The following is a 17,354-nucleotide window of genomic DNA, read 5'->3' as shown; positions in this document are numbered from 1 at the left end:
GAGCTTGCCTCGCGATCTTTTTAAAAGATCAAAAGATCGCGAGGCAAGCTCGCTCCTACAGGAAGTGGTTAAGCGGTTGCCGACTCCAGGAAGTCCTGGGCAAAGCGCTGCAACACGCCGCCCGCTTCGTAGATCGACACTTCTTCAGCCGTATCCAGGCGGCAGGTCACCGGCACCTCGACACGCTCACCATTTTTACGAGTAATCACCAGCGTCAACGTGGCACGCGGGGTGCGCTCGCCAATCACGTCGTAGGTTTCACTGCCGTCGATGTGCAAGGTTTTGCGGTTGGTGCCCGGCATAAACTCCAGCGGCAACACGCCCATGCCCACCAGGTTGGTGCGGTGAATGCGCTCAAACCCTTCGGCGGCAATCGCCTCCACACCCGCCAGGCGTACGCCCTTGGCTGCCCAGTCACGGGACGAACCCTGGCCATAGTCGGCGCCGGCAATAATGATCAGCGGCTGCTTGCGATCCATGTAGGTTTCAATCGCTTCCCACATGCGCATCACCTGGCCTTCCGGCTCGAGGCGGGTCAATGAACCCTGCTTGACCTTGCCGTCCTCGATCACCATTTCGTTGAACAGTTTCGGGTTGGCAAAGGTCGCGCGTTGAGCGGTCAGGTGGTCGCCACGGTGGGTGGCATAGGAGTTGAAGTCGACTTCCGGCAAGCCCATTTTCGCCAGATATTCACCGGCGGCGCTGTCGAGCATGATGGCGTTGGACGGCGACAAGTGGTCGGTGGTGATGTTGTCCGGCAGCACGGCCAACGGGCGCATGCCCTTGAGCGGCCGCGCACCGGCCAGCGCCCCTTCCCAGTACGGCGGGCGGCGGATATAGGTGCTTTGCGGGCGCCAGTCGTACAGCGGCTCGACTTTCGGGCCGGTGTCTTCGTGGATGGCGAACATCGGAATGTACACCTGGCGGAACTGCTCCGGTTTCACCGAGGCCTTGACCACGGCGTCGATTTCTTCGTCAGTCGGCCAGATGTCTTTCAGGCGGATTTCGTTGCCCTGGGCGTCCAGACCCAACACGTCTTTTTCGATGTCAAAACGAATGGTCCCGGCAATCGCATAAGCCACTACCAGCGGCGGCGAGGCCAGGAACGCCTGCTTGGCGTACGGGTGAATGCGCCCGTCAAAGTTGCGGTTCCCCGACAGCACGGCTGTGGCATAGAGATCACGGTCGATGATTTCTTGCTGAATCACCGGGTCCAGCGCCCCGGACATGCCGTTGCAGGTGGTGCAGGCAAACGCCACAACGCCAAAGCCCAATTGCTCCAGCTCGTCCGTCAGGCCCGCTTCATTCAGGTACAGCGCCACGGTTTTCGAGCCCGGCGCCAGCGACGACTTGACCCACGGTTTGCGGGTCAGCCCCAATTTGTTGGCGTTGCGGGCCAGCAAACCGGCGGCAATCACGTTGCGCGGGTTGCTGGTGTTGGTGCAACTGGTGATCGCAGCGATGATCACCGCGCCATCGGGCATTTGCCCCGGCACTTCGTCCCACTGTCCGGCGATGCCTTTGCTCGCCAGATCGCTGGTGGCCACCCGCGCATGCGGGTTGCTTGGGCCGGCCATGTTACGCACCACCGACGACAGGTCAAAGCTCAGGTTGCGCTCGTACTGCGCGCCCTTGAGGCTGTCGGCCCACAAGCCGTTGACCTTGGCATAGTGCTCCACCAACTGTACTTGCTGGTCTTCGCGGCCAGTCAGCTTGAGGTAATCGATGGTTTGTTGGTCGATGTAGAACATCGCCGCCGTGGCGCCGTATTCCGGGGCCATATTGGAAATGGTCGCGCGGTCGCCCAGGGTCAGCGCCGCAGCGCCTTCGCCATAGAACTCCAGCCAGGCGCCGACCACTTTTTGCTTACGCAGGAACTCGGTCAGCGCCAGCACCATGTCGGTGGCGGTGATGCCCGGTTGCAGCTTGCCGGTCAGCTCCACGCCGACGATTTCTGGCAGGCGCATCCACGAGGCTCGACCGAGCATGACGCTTTCAGCTTCGAGGCCGCCGACGCCGATGGCGATCACGCCCAGCGAGTCGACGTGCGGGGTGTGGCTGTCGGTGCCCACGCAGGTGTCAGGGAAGGCTACGCCGTCACGCACCTGAATCACCGGAGACATTTTCTCCAGGTTGATCTGGTGCATGATGCCGTTGCCCGGCGGGATCACGTCGACATTTTTAAAGGCTTTTTTGGTCCACTCGATAAAGTGGAAACGGTCTTCGTTGCGGCGGTCTTCGATGGCGCGGTTCTTTTCAAACGCCTCGGGGTCGTAACCGCCACATTCCACGGCCAGCGAGTGGTCGACAATCAGTTGGGTCGGCACCACCGGGTTGACTTGCGCCGGGTCGCCGCCTTGTTGGGAGATGGCATCACGCAGGCCGGCGAGGTCAACCAGAGCGGTTTGACCAAGAATGTCATGGCACACCACACGCGCCGGGAACCATGGGAAATCGAGGTCGCGCTTGCGCTCAATCAACTGGCTCAGGGAAGCATTCAAGGTGGCCGGATCGCAACGCCGCACCAGGTTTTCGGCCAGCACGCGCGCGGTATAAGGCAGTGTGTCGTAGGCACCGGGGGTGATCGCATCGACCGCCGCACGGGTGTCGAAGTAATCCAGCCGGGTGCCCGGCAGCGTTTTACGAAATTCAGTATTCATGGTGCGGGACTCGATCACGGTAATGACAAAAAAGAGTGACGGCGCAGCGCTCATGTGGGAGCGGGCTTGCCCGCGAAAGCATCGACACGGTCTTGCTGAAAGACCGAGGTAGCCGAATCGCGAGCAAGCCCGCTCCCACATTTAGTCAACAGCGGCCATCAGCTCCCTCATTCAGCGACGCTCGATTGGCACGAACTTGCGCTGTTCAACGCCGATGTACTCGGCGCTTGGACGGATGATGCGGTTGTTGGCGCGCTGTTCGAACACGTGTGCAGCCCAGCCGGTCAGGCGCGAGCAGACAAAGATCGGAGTGAACAGCTTGGTCGGGATGCCCATGAAGTGGTACGCCGAGGCATGGTAGAAGTCGGCGTTGGGGAACAGTTTCTTTTGCTCCCACATGGTTTTGTCGATGGCTTCGGACACCGGGAACAGCACGGTATCGCCCACTTCTTCAGCCAGCTTTTTCGACCAGCCCTTAATCACCTCGTTACGCGGGTCGCTGTCTTTGTAGATCGCGTGGCCAAAGCCCATGATCTTGTCTTTGCGCGCCAGCATGCCGAGAGTGCCCTCGACCGCGCCTTCAGCCGAGGCAAAGCGCTCGATCATTTCCATGGCCGCTTCGTTGGCGCCACCGTGCAGCGGGCCGCGCAGCGAGCCGATGGCCGCAGTGATGCACGAATACAGATCGGACAGCGTCGATGCACAGACACGGGCGGTGAAGGTTGAGGCGTTGAACTCGTGTTCGGCATAGAGGATCAGCGACACGTTCATCACTTTGACGTGCAACTCGCTCGGCTTTTTGCCGTGCAGCAGGTGCAGGAAGTGACCGCCAATCGACGCTTCATCGCTCACGCACTCGATGCGCTTGGCGTCGTGGCTGAAGCGGTACCAGTAGCACATGATCGCCGGGAAGGCGGCCAGCAGGCGGTTGGTCTTGTCCAACTGCTCGGAGAAGTCTTTCTCCGGCTCCAGATTGCCCAGAAACGAGCAACCGGTGCGCATCACGTCCATCGGATGGGCGTCTGCGGGGATGCGTTCCAGCACTTCTTTCAGCGCTTGCGGCAAGTCGCGCAGGGTTTTCAGCTTGGCGGTGTAGTCAGCCAGCTGGGTTTTAGTCGGCAGTTCGCCGTACAGCAGCAGGTAAGCCACTTCTTCGAACTGGGCATCGGCTGCCAGTTCACGCACGTCATAACCCCGATAAGTGAGGCCGGCGCCTTCCTGACCGACCGTCGACAGGGCTGTTTGCCCGGCCACCTGGCCACGTAATCCGGCACCACTCAATACTTTTGCTTCGGCCATTGCGCTCTCCAATCTTGAATTTGTTAGGGATTCGGCAAGTCTTTGTACATATCTCTGGGTTATTTCTTCGCTGCAAACAGCGCGTCGAGCTTCTGCTCAAATTCGTGGTAGTTGATGGCGTCGTACAGCTCCATGCGGGTTTGCATGGTGTTGATCACGTTTTGCTGGGTGCCGTCGCGGCGGATGGCGCCGTAGACGTTCTCTGCTGCCTTGTTCATCGCCCGGAACGCCGACAGCGGGTACAACACCAGCGAGACATCAACGCTGGCCAATTGTTCGGTCGTGTACAGCGGCGTTGCGCCGAACTCGGTGATGTTGGCCAGAATCGGCGCCTTGACCCGGTCGGCAAACAGTTTGTACATCTCAAGCTCGGTGATGGCTTCCGGGAACACCATGTCGGCACCGGCTTCAACACACGCCGCCGCACGCTCAAGCGCCGACTCCAGGCCTTCGACCGCCAGCGCATCTGTGCGCGCCATGATCACGAAACTGTCATCGGTGCGCGCATCCACCGCGGCTTTAATACGGTCGATCATTTCTTGCTGCGAAACGATCTCTTTGTTCGGACGATGGCCACAGCGCTTGGCGCCGACCTGGTCTTCGATGTGAATGGCCGCAGCGCCAAATTTGATCATCGACTTGACCGTGCGCGAAACGTTGAAGAACGACGAACCAAAGCCCGTGTCCACGTCTACCAGCAGCGGCAGGTCGCACACGTCAGTGATACGGCGCACGTCGGTCAGCACGTCGTCCAGGCCGGTAATGCCCAGGTCCGGCACGCCCAGCGAACCCGCAGCGACACCGCCACCCGACAGGTAAATCGCCTTGAAACCGGCACGCTTGGCCAGCAGTGCGTGGTTGGCGTTGATCGCACCGACGACTTGCAACGGGTGTTCGCTGGCGACTGCATCACGGAAACGCTGGCCTGGACTGTTTTTATTGCTCATGACTCACCTCGTGGAGTGGCTGTCTGCTGGGCGCTGTCTTGGTAGTGACGCGCGATATTGCGTTTGGAAGCGCCGATGTGGCGGCGCATCAACAACTCGGCCAGTTCGCCGTCGCGATCGGCAATGGCATCGAGAATCCGGTGGTGCTCGGCAAACGCCTGGTGCGGGCGATTGGGGGTGGCAGAAAACTGGATGCGGTACATGCGCACCAGTTGATACAACTCACCGCAGAGCATCTGGGTCAGCGTGCGATTGCCGCTGCCTTGAATAATCTTGTAATGAAAATCAAAGTCGCCTTCTTGCTGGTAGTACCCGACACCCGCCTGAAACGCCTCATCGCGCTCATGGGTTTCGAGCACCTGGCGCAACTCGGCGATGTCTTCATCGCTCATGCGCTCGGCTGCCAGACGGCAGGCCATGCCTTCAAGGGACTCGCGGATTTCGTAGAGTTCGATCAGCTCGGCATGGCTCAACGAGACCACGCGGGCGCCAACATGCGGGACGCGCACCAGCAAACGCTGGCCTTCAAGCCGATGAATCGCCTCACGCAGGGGGCCGCGGCTGATGCCGTAGGTGCGCGCCAGTTCAGGCTCGGAGATCTTGCTGCCCGGGGCGATTTCGCCTTTGACAATGGCCGCCTGAATGCGTCGAAAGACGTTCTCGGACAAGGTTTCCGAGTCATCCTGGGCAACCGGGGACGGCTCCAGTGTTTGCTGCATATTGTCGACACCTTTGAAATCAATAGCGCCAAAACTAGCCATTTAAGCGCTATCAGTCAAAGGATAAATGTGGATTGTCGACAATCGTCGAATAAGACCTTGGTGGAATCGACATCACTTACCGCCCGCGCAGACGGCGCGAACGCTGGCGCCATAAAACCATCATGTTAGAATGCCCGCCGCATCCGCCCTGCCCCCATCCATCGGGCAGCCGCACGAGGAAACTTGCATCGTTGCCAGTCGCCTTGAACTGAAGATTGCAAGAGATCACGCCTCAATTTATGAAATTCATCACCCTCTTCACCTTTCTATGTCTGCTGTCCCTGCCGGGCCTGAGCCTTGGCGGCGAAAAAACCGTGTACGGCCTGAATGAATACGCCGAACTGGCAGGCATAGACCTGCTGGTTGCAGCCAAACTCGACACCGGCGCCAAAACCGCCTCGCTGAGCGCCCGCGACATCAAACGTTTTAAACGTGACGGTGAAAGCTGGGTGCGCTTTTACCTGGCCATCGACGACGCCCACAGCCACCCCATCGAACGCCCGCTGGCCCGTGTGAGCAAGATCAAACGCCGCTCGGGTGACTACGACCCGCAGGCCGACAAGAACTACACCTCGCGCCCGGTCATCAGCCTGGAAATTTGTATGGGCAAGGCTTTACGCACCATCGAAGTGAACTTGACCGACCGAAGTGCGTTCCAATACCCGCTGTTGATTGGCTCCGAAGCGCTTAAACGCTTTGATGCGCTGGTCGACCCCAGTCTTAAATACGCTGCTGGCAAACCTGCCTGCGTCGCTAACGCTCAAATCGCAGAGTAATTGAAATGCGCGCTCTTACCCTTCACCTGAAAATCTTGATCACCATTCTGTTGGTGTTGGGCATTTCAATTACCGCCTACCAGATTTTCGTCATCGGCATCCCTGTGACCGAAGACGCGACCGACGACCTGTGGAACATCGACGCCAAGGTCGAGTTCGTGGCCAACGCCAAAGACCCGGTCAAAATCCAGATGTTCGTCCCGCCGCTTAACCGCGACTACGTCAGCCTCAATGAGAGCTTTATCTCGAACAACTACGGGGTGAGCGTCAACCGCGTCGACGGCAACCGCAAGGTCACCTGGTCGGCACGCCGGGTCAGCGGCAAGCAAACCCTTTACTACCGCCTGGTCCTGACCAAGCGTTATTCGGGCGACAAAACCAAGGTCAAAGGCCCGGTGTTCCGCGACAGCATAGCCGTCGACGGCCCCGAAAAAATCGCCGCCGAAGCCCTGCTCGCGCCGATTCGCCAGCACTCTGCCGACGTCGAAACCTTTATCAGCGAAACCATCAAGCGGGTGAACAACCTCAATGATGACAACGTCAAATTGCTGCTGGCGGGCGACCCGTCGACCCCGCACAAAGCCCAGATCATTGAGTTGCTGCTGTCGATTGCCCACGTCCCGATGGAGCGCGTGCACACCATCCGCCTGGTCGCCGATCAACCGCAAAACCCGGAGCTGTGGCTGCGCAGCTTCAACGGCAACGACTGGCTGTACTTCAACCCGGAATCGGGCGAGCAAGGCCTGCCGTCTGACCGCCTGCTGTGGTGGATCGGTGACGAGCCGCTGGTGACGATGGATGGCGGTAAAAAAGCCAACGTGACGTTCAGCCTCAACAACAGCGAAATGAACGCCATTCGCCTGGCCAAGCTGACCGACGAGAACACCGACGCCAACTTCCTGGAGTACTCGCTGTACGGCTTGCCGCTGCAGACCCAGCAGACCTTCATGATCATGGTGATGATCCCGATTGGCGTACTGGTGATTCTGGTCTTGCGCAACCTGATCGGCCTGCAAACCCTTGGCACCTTTACCCCGGTACTGATCGCCCTGGCGTTCCGCGAAACCCAACTGGAGTTCGGCATCATCCTGTTTACGGTGATAACGGCGCTCGGGTTAATGCTGCGTTCCTATCTGGAACACCTGAAGCTGCAAATGCTCCCCAGGTTGTCGGTGGTGCTGACGTTCGTAGTAATCTTGATCGCAGCCATCAGCCTGTTCAGCCACAAACTGGGCCTTGAACGCGGGCTGTCGGTGGCACTGTTCCCGATGGTGATTCTGACCATGACCATCGAGCGCCTGTCGATCACCTGGGAAGAGCGTGGCGGCGGCCATGCCATGAAAGTCGCCATCGGCACCCTGTTCGCTGCCACCCTGGCCTACCTGGTGATGAGCGTGCCTGAGCTGGTGTACTTCGTGTTCACCTTCCCGGCCGTGCTGCTGATTCTGGTGGCCTTCATGCTGGCCATGGGTCGCTATCGCGGCTACCGCCTGACCGAACTGGTGCGTTTCAAAGCGTTCTTGAAGGCTGACTCCTGATGTTTGGCTTCTGGAAGACCTGGAAGGCCCTGGAAGCCAAGGGCATCATGGGCATCAATCGGCGCAATGCGGACTACGTACTCAAGTACAACAAACGCAGCCTGTACCCGATTGTGGATGACAAGATCATCACCAAAGAGCGCGCCATTGCCGCCGGCATTGATGTGCCGGAGTTGTACGGGGTGATCTCCACCGAGAAAGAAATCGAGAAACTCGATGACATCATCGGTGGCCGCTCGGACTTCGTGATCAAGCCCGCGCAAGGCGCGGGCGGCGATGGCATCCTGGTGATTGCTGACCGCTTCGAAGACCGCTTTCGCACCGTGTCGGGCAAGATCATCAGCCACGAAGAAATCGAACATCAGATTTCCAGCATCCTCACCGGCCTGTATTCGCTGGGCGGGCACCGTGACCGGGCACTGATCGAGTACCGTGTCACGCCTGACCAGATCTTCAAAAGCATCAGCTACGAAGGCGTGCCGGACATTCGCATCATTGTGCTGATGGGCTACCCGGTAATGGCCATGCTGCGCTTGCCGACCCGCCAATCGGGCGGCAAGGCCAACCTGCACCAGGGTGCCATCGGTGTAGGTGTTGACCTGGCAACCGGCCTGACCCTGCGCGGCACCTGGCTGAACAGCATCATCAGCAAACACCCGGACACCACCAATGCGGTGGACGGCGTGCAACTGCCCAACTGGGACGGCTTTATGAAGCTGGCCGCCGGTTGCTATGAGCTATGCGGCCTGGGCTATATCGGGGTCGACATGGTGCTGGACCAGGACAAAGGCCCGTTGATTCTGGAACTCAATGCCCGCCCGGGCCTGAACATCCAGATCGCCAACAACTGCGGCCTGACCCTGCGCACCCACGCCGTGGAAGCCCACCTTGCCGAACTGGCAGAAAAAGGCATTCAAGAAACGCCCGAAGAGCGCGTGCGCTTTACCCAAGAGCTGTTCGGGCATATTCACCAGCAATAAAGAATGATCCGATCGCAACATTGTTGTGGGAGCGGGCTTGCTCGCGATTCAGACAACCCGGTTTGTCTGAGTCACTGCGGTGATTCCATCGCGAGCAAGCCCGCTCCCACGGTTCCGACATAGCCTTGACGTCCTACACGAGACTACAATCAGCACCCCGCTCCGTTGGCTGATTGGCGTCGCATGTTGACCTGTTCTGTACACCCCCTGCCCTACCACCCCAACCCTGCCGTTTATTTTGCGGCGATTCGCCATGCCCCTGGCGCTGTCTTGCTGGACAGCGGCCGCCCCGTCGCAGAGCGCGGGCGCTATGACCTGCTGAGCGCCTGGCCAGTCGATGAGTTGAGCGTGCGGGTGGATGAATCAGGGCGCGGGTTTCTGCAACGTCTGCGTGATGCGCTAAAACAACTGGGCGACGCTGAACTGCCAGCGCCCTATGAGCTGCCTTTTGTCGGCGGGCTCATCGGCTACCTGAGCTATGACTTCGGCCGCCAGCTTGAACACTTGCCCGCCCAGTCGCTCAACGACCTGCATTTACCCGATGCGCGGCTCGGGCTGTATGCCTGGGCGCTGGTCAGCGACCACCAGGCGGCGATCAGCCAACTGGTGTTTCACCCCAGCCTGTCGGTGGCCGAGCGCGAGCGCTTGATTGAGCTGTTCGCTCAGCCCGCGCAGAGCGAGCCTGGCACGTTCTCGCTCAAACACCCCATGCAGCCCGACATCAGCGCTGAGTTTTACCAACACGCCCTGCAAAAAATCCAGCACTACATTCAGGCAGGCGACTGCTATCAGGTCAATTACACCCAGCGTTTCAGCGCCCCCTGCGAGGGCGACCCGTGGGCCGCCTATTGCGCCTTGCGTGAAGCATGCCCGACGCCGTTTTCTGGCTTTGTCAGCCTGCCCGAAGACACTGCCATCCTCAGCCTGTCGCCCGAGCGCTTTGTGCATGTCAGCCAGAATCAGGTCGAAACCCGGCCGATCAAAGGCACGCGCCCTCGGGGTCAAAATCCGGCAGAAGATGCCGCCAACGCCGCCGAGCTGCTGGCCAGCACCAAGGACCGGGCGGAAAACCTGATGATCGTCGACTTGTTGCGCAATGACCTGGGCCGTACCTGCCGCACCGGCTCGGTGAGCGTGCCACAATTGATCGCCCTCGAAAGCTACCCCAACGTTCACCATCTGGTGAGCAGCGTTGTCGGTGAATTGGCGCCGGGCAAAGACGCGCTGGACCTGATCGGTGACAGCTTCCCCGGCGGCTCAATTACCGGCGCGCCTAAAATCCGTGCCATGCAGATCATTGATGAGCTGGAACCCACGCGGCGCAGTATTTACTGCGGCTCGCTGCTGTACCTGGATGTGCGCGGGGAAATGGACAGTTCAATCGCCATTCGCAGCCTGCTGGTCAAAGACGGCCGGGTGAATTGCTGGGGCGGCGGCGGGATCGTTGCCGACTCTGACTGGCACGATGAATATCAAGAATCGATCACCAAGGTGAAGGTGCTGCTCGACACGCTGCAAACCCTGTAGCGCGCGGTTTTTGCTACCATCCGCCCCACTAGAGAGCGCCCAGCGCCATTCACCGTAGGAAACCGCCTGATGAGCCATCCGTTCGACGTTGCGCAAACAGCCGCGACATACGCCAGCAAGTCCCCGCAGGACATTCTCAAACTCGCCTTTGAACATTTTGGCGACGAACTCTGGATCTCGTTCAGCGGCGCCGAAGACGTGGTGCTGGTGGACATGGCCTGGAAGCTCAACAAGAACGTCAAAGTGTTCAGCCTCGACACCGGGCGCCTGCACCCCGAGACCTATCGCTTTATTGAACAAGTGCGCGATCACTACAAGATCCAGATCGAACTGATCTCGCCGGACCAGACCAAGCTGGAACCGTTCGTCAAAGAAAAAGGCTTGTTCAGCTTTTACAAAGACGGCCACGGCGAGTGCTGCGGCGTGCGCAAAATCGAACCCCTGCGCCGCAAACTGTCGACTGTCAAAGCCTGGGCGACCGGCCAGCGCCGTGACCAAAGCCCTGGCACCCGCAGCCAGGTCGCGGCACTGGAAATCGACGGTGCATTCTCGACGCCAGAGCGCCCGCTGTACAAATTCAACCCGCTGGCGCAAATGACCAGCGAGGAAGTCTGGGGTTACATCCGCATGCTTGAGCTGCCGTACAACAGCCTGCATGAGCGCGGCTACATCAGCATTGGCTGCGAGCCTTGCACCCGCCCGGTCCTGCCAAACCAGCACGAACGCGAAGGCCGCTGGTGGTGGGAAGAAGCGACGCAAAAGGAATGCGGTCTGCACGCCGGCAACCTGATCGCCAAGCACTAAACACCCCACCTGTAGTCGCTGCCGAAGAATGAGGCTGCGATGGGTCGCGAAGCGCCCCAAACGGCGGTCCTGCGGCCCGCATCGCAGCCTCGTACCTCGTCAGCGGCTACAGTGATTGAGTTGCACTTTTTCGCCCGCTTGCGTTTACCCCGAACTTACGTTCAGAATTAGCAATAATTCTCAATAACGTTTGAGTAATATTCTATGTCTTCGGGTGAACCTCCGTTCCAGGCCGCGATTTCAAACCTGTACTGCGAACATCACGGCTGGCTGTTTGGCTGGCTGCGCCGAAAACTCGGCTGTGCGCACAATGCTGCCGATCTGGCTCAGGACACCTTCGCCCGAATTCTCAATGCCCGTGAGTCGGTGGCCTCCCTGCGCGAGCCGCGAGCGTTTCTGAGCACCACCGCCCGTCGGCTGATCATCGATCAAGTGCGCCGCAAACACATCGAAAACGCTTACCTGCAAGAGCTGGCCCTGACCGCCGAGGCACTGGAAGGCTTTCAGTCTCCCGAACACATCCTCAGCACCCTTGAAGCCCTTGAACACATCGCCTTTATGCTCGAAGGTCTGCACGACAACGTCCGCCAGGCGTTTGTCCTGTATTACCTCGACGGCCTGACCCAAAGCGAGATCGCCCGCCAGCTGGGGTTATCCGACCGCACTGTGCGCAAATACCTGATTCAAGCCTTGCTGCACTGCAGCCACAGCCTGGACACCTGATGCCAGCGCCCCGCCAGATCATTGATGAGCAAGCGGCCGAGTGGATGCTGCGCCTGCACGAAGAAGGCTTCAGCGACGCGGCGCGAGCCGAGTTCGAATGCTGGAAACAGCAGAGCCCGCAACATGCCGCCGCCGCCCAGCGCATGCAAGACGCCATCAGCCGCCTGCAATCGCTGCGCGAACAGGCGACCCCGGCAAAGGCCGCGCTGAATGCAGCCTTTACCGGGCGTAAACCCACGGCCCCGCGCAAGCACATACTGCGTGTTGTGCTGATTGCTGCATGCCTGGCCTTGCCCGTGACCCTGACGTTAAAAAGCCAGTACCCCGAACGCTGGCTGGCCGATATCAGCACCGGGCCCAACGACTGGAAGACGCTGCACCTGGCGGACGACTCCACCCTCACCCTCAGCGGTGCCAGCGCCGTCAACGTGCACTTCAATAGCACAGAGCGACGGATCGAATTGCTCCAGGGTGAAATTCTGGTCGAGGTGGCGCATGACCGTTCACGGCCCTTTATCGTGCAGACCGCGCAGGGCACCATGCGCGCCCTGGGCACCCGTTTTGTGGTCAATCATCTGGCAGACACCACCGTGCTGAGCATGCTGCAGTCGCGGGTGGCGGCGCAAAGTGCCAACGAGCAACAAACCCTGGAAGTGGGCGCCGGCTCAAAGGCGTTGATCAGCCGCGACGCGGTAAAACTGTCTGGCACGGTAGACCCCGCCAGCATCAATGAAGCCTGGCGCCGCCATCAATTGGTGGTCGAAAACCAGCCGCTGGATCAGGTGCTGGATGAGATAGCGCGCCATCGCCGCGGCCATCTGCAGTTTGATCGCAACGCCTTGGCCGACTTGCGCGTGACGGCCGTGCTGCCGCTGGATGACACCGACCGGGCGCTGCAATTGATCGCCGACACCCTGCCGTTGAGCATCAAAACCTATACCCCGTGGCTGATTGTGATCAGCCAGTTGCCGCCGCCTAAAAAATAATAATTCGCATTCGTTCCGCTTTTTTAGTGTCAGCCGTCAAGGAAGGTATACAGACCCATAAAGGATTGCGTTCTCCATGCTGACCTCCTCCCTTAGTCGCGGGCGTTTTCGCCCTCAGGCCTGCAAGCCACTGACACTGGCCATTCATTTGATTGTGGCGTCGGCGGCTGGTGTGTTGAGCACCTCGATCGCTCAGGCGCAAACGGCCGTGCAGACTTACGATATTCCTGCCGGGCCGCTGAGCAGCGCCTTGAATCGCTTCGCGCAACAGGCGGGCGTGGCGATCATTTTTCAATCGCACAACCTTGAAGGGCTGACCACACCCGGTCTGCATGGGGTCTACAACGAACAAAGCGGCTTTGAAACACTGCTGCACGGCAGCGGCTACACCGTGGTCAAAAGCACTAACGGTTACATGCTTGACGCCTTGCCTGCGGCGGGTAGCGCGCTGGAATTGGGCGCAACCCAGGTCAGCGCCAACCAGTTGGGCACCATCACTGAAGGCTCGGGTTCCTACACCCCCGGCAGCATCGCCACGGCTACGCGCATGGTGCTGACACCCCGCGAAACCCCGCAGTCGATTTCGGTTGTCACGCGCCAGGCAATGGACGATTTTGGTCTCACCTCGATTGATGACGTGATGCGCCATACCCCCGGCATCACCGTGGCCACCTATGACAGCGACCGCACCAGCTATTACTCGCGCGGCTTTGCGATCAAGAACTTCCAATACGACGGCATCCCGATCCTGCAAGACCCGCAATACTCCGCCGGGCACACCCTCACCGACACCGCGATTTACGACCGCGTAGAAATCCTCAAGGGCGCAACGGGCTTGCTCACCGGCGCTGGCGGCCCCGGCGGCACCATCAACATGGTGCGTAAAAAGCCCACCCGCGAGTTCAAGGCCCACATCGATGTCGGCGCCGGTTCGTGGGACAACTACCGCTCGGAAATCGACGTCAGCGGGCCACTCACCGAAAGCGGCAATGTGCGGGGCCGGGCCGTGGCGGCCTACCAGGACAAACACTCGTTCATGGACCACTACAAACGCGACAGCGAGGTCTATTACGGGATTCTTGAGATTGACTTGGACCCCGATACCCTGCTCACCCTCGGCGCCGATTATCAGGACAACAATCCAAAAGGCTCCAGTTGGTCGGGCAGCGCCTCATTATTCAACTCCGCCGGTGAGCGCATCAGCACGCCGCGCTCGTTCAACAACGGCGCCAAGTGGAGCAGCTGGAAGCAATACACGCGCACCGCGTTCGCCACCCTCGAACACAGTTTTGATAACGGCTGGGTCGCCAAAGCCCAGTACAACCACCAGATCAACGGCTATAACGCCCCGCTGGGCGCCTTGCTGTTCCCCAACGTAGAAACCGGCGAAGCACGGCTGCTGGCGCGCAAATACACCGGCGAATACGTCAGCGACAGCGGCGACCTTTACGCCACCGGCCCGTTCGAATTCCTGGGCCGCGAGCATGAACTGGTGGTTGGCGGTTCGGTATCGCGCTCGCACTGGACCGGCAACGACTACACCAGCGCCATTCAGTTTAAAAGCATGTACGACTACTACAACTGGAAAGGCGATGCGTATGAGCCGGACTGGGGCAACGTGACCTCACGAAACGACGAAACCACCCGTCAGACCGGCACCTACATCACCGGCCGTTTCAGCCTTACCGATGACCTGACCTTGATGCTCGGCACCCGCGTGGCCGACTACACCCTCACCGGCACCAGCCAGGCCAAGGACACGGGCAAGGTGTTGCCGTATGCGGGGTTGATTTACGACATCAATCAAAACATCTCGGCCTACGCCAGCTACACCGAAATCTTCTTGCCGCAGTCGTATTACCGCAACCGCGACAACAAAATGCTTGAGCCCGATGAAGGCACCAACTACGAGATCGGCTTGAAGGGCGAGTTCTTCGACGGGCGCCTGAATTCAAGCCTGGCCTACTTCGAAGTGCACCAGGACAACCGTCCGGAAGACGACACCGCCTACAACGCGAACCCGACCAACCCGGACATCGAGTACGCCTACAAGGGCATCAAGGCCACGACCAAAGGTTATGAAGCAGAGATCTCGGGCGAACTGCTGCCCGGCTGGCAACTGCAAGCGGGCTACACGCACAAGGTCAGCCGCGAAAAAGGCGGCAAGAAGGTGTCTACCTGGGAGCCCGAAGACCAGATCAACCTGTACACCAGCTACAAGCTGACCGGCGATTGGGACAAACTCACCCTGGGCGGTGGCGTACGCTGGCAAGGCACGGGCTGGCAAATGCTGACCAACTGGAACAAGGGCGGCACCGTAGAGAAGTTTTCCCAAGACCCGTACTGGCTGGTGGACCTGATGGCGCGCTATCAGATCAGCAAAAACCTCTCGGCCACGGTCAACCTGAACAACGTGTTCGACAAGTCGTATTACACCAACATCGGCTTCTACAACTCGTCGTATTACGGTGATCCGCGCAACGTGATGGTGAGCACGCGCTGGGATTTCTAAAGCACCTGTGCAGTAAACCTGTAGGAGCGAGCTTGTCTCGCGATCTTTTGAGTTTTAAAAGATCGCGAGGCAAGCTCGCTCCTACAGCCACATACAAAACACACGCGCACAAAAAAGCCCGCACTAGGCGGGCTTTCTGTGGATCACAAGCGTTCAAGGGGCTTGTGTTCCGAATATGGCGCAGCGGACGGGACTCGAACCCGCGACCCCCGGCGTGACAGGCCGGTATTCTAACCGACTGAACTACCGCTGCGCGTAACACTGAAAGCGAATGGTGGGTGATGACGGGATCGAACCGCCGACCCTCTGCTTGTAAGGCAGATGCTCTCCCAGCTGAGCTAATCACCCTTTCACTTCACTCTCGTTGCGGGGCGCATTCTCTCACACTTTTTGTGTAAGTGGTTGTTTTTATTCAATTTTTTTTCAAAACTGTTTAAAAACTACCGTTTCCAACGCCCTGCATCTTTGATTCAACAGCGAACTGCAGAACCGAAGCCTTTCGGGAAAAGCCTGCATTCAGCGGACCTTCCCAACCACAAGCGTTCAAGGTGCTTGTGGTACAAAAAATGGCGCAGCGGACGGGACTCGAACCCGCGACCCCCGGCGTGACAGGCCGGTATTCTAACCGACTGAACTACCGCTGCGCGTAACACTGTGAGCGAATGGTGGGTGATGACGGGATCGAACCGCCGACCCTCTGCTTGTAAGGCAGATGCTCTCCCAGCTGAGCTAATCACCCTTTCACTCACGGTGTGGCGCGCATTCTACGGAGCGATCTATAGTCTGGCAAGCACTTTTTAAAATAATTTTCTTATGCACGACAAAGGCTTAGCGCAGGGTTGGCCTATTAAGGCTATCAAGCGAATAATGCCCTCTTTGTATAAAGGAGTGATTCACCCCATGTGGTTCAAAAACCTGCTTATCTATCGCCTGACCCAAGATCTGCCTTTTGATGCGCAGGTGCTGGAAACGGCACTGGCCACCAAACCGGCCCGCCCGTGTGCAAGCCAGGAATTAGCCACCTACGGTTTCGTCGCCCCTTTCGGCAAAGGCGAAGACGCACCGCTGGTTCACGCCAGCCAGGACTTCCTGCTGATTGCCGCCCGTAAAGAAGAACGCATCCTGCCAGGCAGCGTTGTGCGTGATGCATTAAAGGAGAAGGTCGAAGAGATCGAAGCCGAGCAAATGCGCAAGGTCTATAAGAAGGAGCGTGACCAGCTCAAGGATGAAATCATCCAGGCCTTCTTGCCGCGTGCCTTTATTCGCCGTTCGGCCACCTTTGCCGCCATCGCGCCAAAACAGGGCCTGATATTGGTCAACGCCTCCAGCCCTAAACGCGCCGAAGACTTGCTGTCCACCCTGCGTGAAGTGATCGGCTCGCTGCCGGTTCGCCCGCTGGGCGTAAAAGTCGCGCCAAGCGCCACCATGACCGAATGGGTCAAAACCCAAAAAGCGGCCGACAACTTCTTTGTGCTGGACGAGTGCGAACTGCGCGACACCCACGAAGACGGCGGGATTATCCGCTGCAAGCGTCAGGACCTGACCAGCGATGAAATCCAGTTGCACTTGAGCACTGGCAAAGTCGTGACCCAACTGTCGCTGGCCTGGCAAGACAAGCTGTCGTTTGTGCTGGACGACAAACTGGTGGTTAAACGCCTGAAGTTTGAAGACCTGCTGCAAGACGAAGCCGAACAGAACGGCGGTGACGACGACCTTGGCCAACAAGACGCCAGCTTCACCCTGATGATGCTGACCTTTGGCGAGTTCTTGCCACAGTTGTTTGAAGCGCTGGGCGGCGAAGAAATCCCACAAGGGATTTAACCCTGACGCCCGTGGGAGCG

At 59.2% G+C, this 17,354-nt stretch carries 13 protein-coding genes and 4 tRNA genes; 9 read left to right on the top strand and 8 right to left on the bottom strand.

The genetic code is table 11. The features are described from left to right. Positions 1-68: 68 nt before the first annotated feature. The 4 genes from acnD to AAEZ03_RS15570 form a co-directional block, all read right to left on the bottom strand. Positions 69-2,660 carry a Fe/S-dependent 2-methylisocitrate dehydratase AcnD gene (gene acnD, locus AAEZ03_RS15585; RefSeq protein WP_350579765.1) on the bottom strand — a complete coding sequence of 864 codons (2,592 nt, stop codon included), beginning with the start codon at positions 2,658-2,660 and terminating at the stop codon, positions 69-71. A 171-nt stretch (positions 2,661-2,831) separates the two neighbouring features. After that, complete coding sequence (gene prpC, locus AAEZ03_RS15580) at positions 2,832-3,959, bottom strand: bifunctional 2-methylcitrate synthase/citrate synthase (RefSeq protein ID WP_350579763.1); 1,128 nt, start codon at positions 3,957-3,959, stop codon at positions 2,832-2,834. Positions 3,960-4,018: 59 nt separating this feature from the next. Beyond that, positions 4,019-4,906: a methylisocitrate lyase gene (gene prpB / locus AAEZ03_RS15575; RefSeq protein ID WP_153432550.1), complete on the bottom strand. Its 888-nt coding sequence runs from the start codon at positions 4,904-4,906 to the stop codon at positions 4,019-4,021. Continuing rightward, positions 4,903-5,625, bottom strand: coding sequence for a GntR family transcriptional regulator (locus AAEZ03_RS15570; RefSeq protein WP_350579761.1), 723 nt, complete (start codon positions 5,623-5,625; stop codon positions 4,903-4,905). Before AAEZ03_RS15570 ends, prpB begins: the two co-directional genes overlap by 4 nt. 281 nt (positions 5,626-5,906) lie before the next feature. On the opposite strand from AAEZ03_RS15570, the gene rloA reads away from it, so the two are divergent. From rloA to AAEZ03_RS15530, 8 genes are all read left to right on the top strand, one after another. Beyond that, on the top strand, positions 5,907-6,443 hold the full coding sequence (gene rloA / locus AAEZ03_RS15565) for a retropepsin-like aspartic peptidase RloA (RefSeq protein WP_048369813.1): 537 nt from the start codon (positions 5,907-5,909) through the stop codon (positions 6,441-6,443). 5 nt (positions 6,444-6,448) lie between these two features. Beyond that, positions 6,449-7,981, top strand: coding sequence for an osmotic stress tolerance membrane protein RloB (rloB, locus tag AAEZ03_RS15560; protein WP_123751834.1), 1,533 nt, complete (start codon positions 6,449-6,451; stop codon positions 7,979-7,981). Beyond that, entirely contained in the window at positions 7,981-8,961 is a 981-nt protein-coding gene (locus tag AAEZ03_RS15555) for an alpha-L-glutamate ligase-like protein (protein ID WP_048369809.1), read from the top strand. The genes rloB and AAEZ03_RS15555 overlap by 1 nt, the downstream gene beginning before the upstream one ends. Before the next feature lie 183 nt (positions 8,962-9,144). Next, positions 9,145-10,488 carry an aminodeoxychorismate synthase component I gene (gene pabB / locus AAEZ03_RS15550; protein ID WP_262124314.1) on the top strand — a complete coding sequence of 448 codons (1,344 nt, stop codon included), beginning with the start codon at positions 9,145-9,147 and terminating at the stop codon, positions 10,486-10,488. Positions 10,489-10,557: 69 nt separating this feature from the next. Then, positions 10,558-11,292 (top strand): phosphoadenylyl-sulfate reductase, encoded by a 735-nt coding sequence (locus AAEZ03_RS15545; RefSeq protein WP_048369806.1) that lies wholly within the window; start codon positions 10,558-10,560, stop codon positions 11,290-11,292. A 204-nt stretch (positions 11,293-11,496) separates the two neighbouring features. Then, positions 11,497-12,015, top strand: a complete 519-nt coding sequence (locus AAEZ03_RS15540; RefSeq protein WP_282364193.1) for a sigma-70 family RNA polymerase sigma factor — start codon at positions 11,497-11,499, stop codon at positions 12,013-12,015. Beyond that, the gene (locus AAEZ03_RS15535; protein WP_350579757.1) at positions 12,015-13,001 is read left to right on the top strand and encodes a FecR family protein; all 987 of its coding nucleotides are present in this window, start codon (positions 12,015-12,017) and stop codon (positions 12,999-13,001) included. Before AAEZ03_RS15540 ends, AAEZ03_RS15535 begins: the two co-directional genes overlap by 1 nt. A gap of 76 nt (positions 13,002-13,077) precedes the next feature. Continuing rightward, positions 13,078-15,513 carry a TonB-dependent siderophore receptor gene (locus AAEZ03_RS15530; protein WP_350579755.1) on the top strand — a complete coding sequence of 812 codons (2,436 nt, stop codon included), beginning with the start codon at positions 13,078-13,080 and terminating at the stop codon, positions 15,511-15,513. Between the two features lie 176 nt (positions 15,514-15,689). Here AAEZ03_RS15530 and AAEZ03_RS15525 read toward each other — a convergent pair. From AAEZ03_RS15525 to AAEZ03_RS15510, 4 genes are all read right to left on the bottom strand, one after another. Next, positions 15,690-15,766, bottom strand: a tRNA-Asp gene (locus AAEZ03_RS15525). A gap of 19 nt (positions 15,767-15,785) precedes the next feature. After that, a tRNA-Val gene (locus AAEZ03_RS15520) sits at positions 15,786-15,861 on the bottom strand. Positions 15,862-16,080: 219 nt separating this feature from the next. Then, positions 16,081-16,157, bottom strand: a tRNA-Asp gene (locus AAEZ03_RS15515). Positions 16,158-16,176: 19 nt separating this feature from the next. Next, positions 16,177-16,252: transfer RNA gene (locus AAEZ03_RS15510), tRNA-Val, on the bottom strand. Positions 16,253-16,413: 161 nt separating this feature from the next. Between AAEZ03_RS15510 and rdgC the strand changes: the two genes are divergently transcribed. Continuing rightward, a complete protein-coding gene (gene rdgC / locus AAEZ03_RS15505) occupies positions 16,414-17,334 on the top strand; it encodes a recombination-associated protein RdgC (protein WP_048369798.1) in 921 nt (306 codons plus the stop codon). The last annotated feature ends 20 nt before the right edge of the window (positions 17,335-17,354 follow it).

The organism is Pseudomonas sp. HY2-MNA-CIBAN-0224, from assembly GCF_040310285.1.
Classification (GTDB): domain Bacteria; phylum Pseudomonadota; class Gammaproteobacteria; order Pseudomonadales; family Pseudomonadaceae; genus Aquipseudomonas; species Aquipseudomonas helleri.
The sequence above is the reverse complement of the archived record's forward strand: the minus strand, read 5'-3'. Positions and strand labels throughout refer to the sequence as shown.

Coding starts and splice junctions, on each gene's coding strand:
- pabB (WP_262124314.1), top strand. CDS start 9,145: ATGTTGACCTGTTCTGTACACCCCCTGCCCTACCACCCCAACCCTGCC.
- rloB (WP_123751834.1), top strand. CDS start 6,449: ATGCGCGCTCTTACCCTTCACCTGAAAATCTTGATCACCATTCTGTTG.
- AAEZ03_RS15545 (WP_048369806.1), top strand. CDS start 10,558: ATGAGCCATCCGTTCGACGTTGCGCAAACAGCCGCGACATACGCCAGC.
- rloA (WP_048369813.1), top strand. CDS start 5,907: ATGAAATTCATCACCCTCTTCACCTTTCTATGTCTGCTGTCCCTGCCG.
- AAEZ03_RS15540 (WP_282364193.1), top strand. CDS start 11,497: ATGTCTTCGGGTGAACCTCCGTTCCAGGCCGCGATTTCAAACCTGTAC.
- AAEZ03_RS15535 (WP_350579757.1), top strand. CDS start 12,015: ATGCCAGCGCCCCGCCAGATCATTGATGAGCAAGCGGCCGAGTGGATG.
- acnD (WP_350579765.1), bottom strand. CDS start 2,660: ATGAATACTGAATTTCGTAAAACGCTGCCGGGCACCCGGCTGGATTAC.
- prpC (WP_350579763.1), bottom strand. CDS start 3,959: ATGGCCGAAGCAAAAGTATTGAGTGGTGCCGGATTACGTGGCCAGGTG.
- rdgC (WP_048369798.1), top strand. CDS start 16,414: ATGTGGTTCAAAAACCTGCTTATCTATCGCCTGACCCAAGATCTGCCT.
- AAEZ03_RS15530 (WP_350579755.1), top strand. CDS start 13,078: ATGCTGACCTCCTCCCTTAGTCGCGGGCGTTTTCGCCCTCAGGCCTGC.
- AAEZ03_RS15555 (WP_048369809.1), top strand. CDS start 7,981: ATGTTTGGCTTCTGGAAGACCTGGAAGGCCCTGGAAGCCAAGGGCATC.
- prpB (WP_153432550.1), bottom strand. CDS start 4,906: ATGAGCAATAAAAACAGTCCAGGCCAGCGTTTCCGTGATGCAGTCGCC.
- AAEZ03_RS15570 (WP_350579761.1), bottom strand. CDS start 5,625: ATGCAGCAAACACTGGAGCCGTCCCCGGTTGCCCAGGATGACTCGGAA.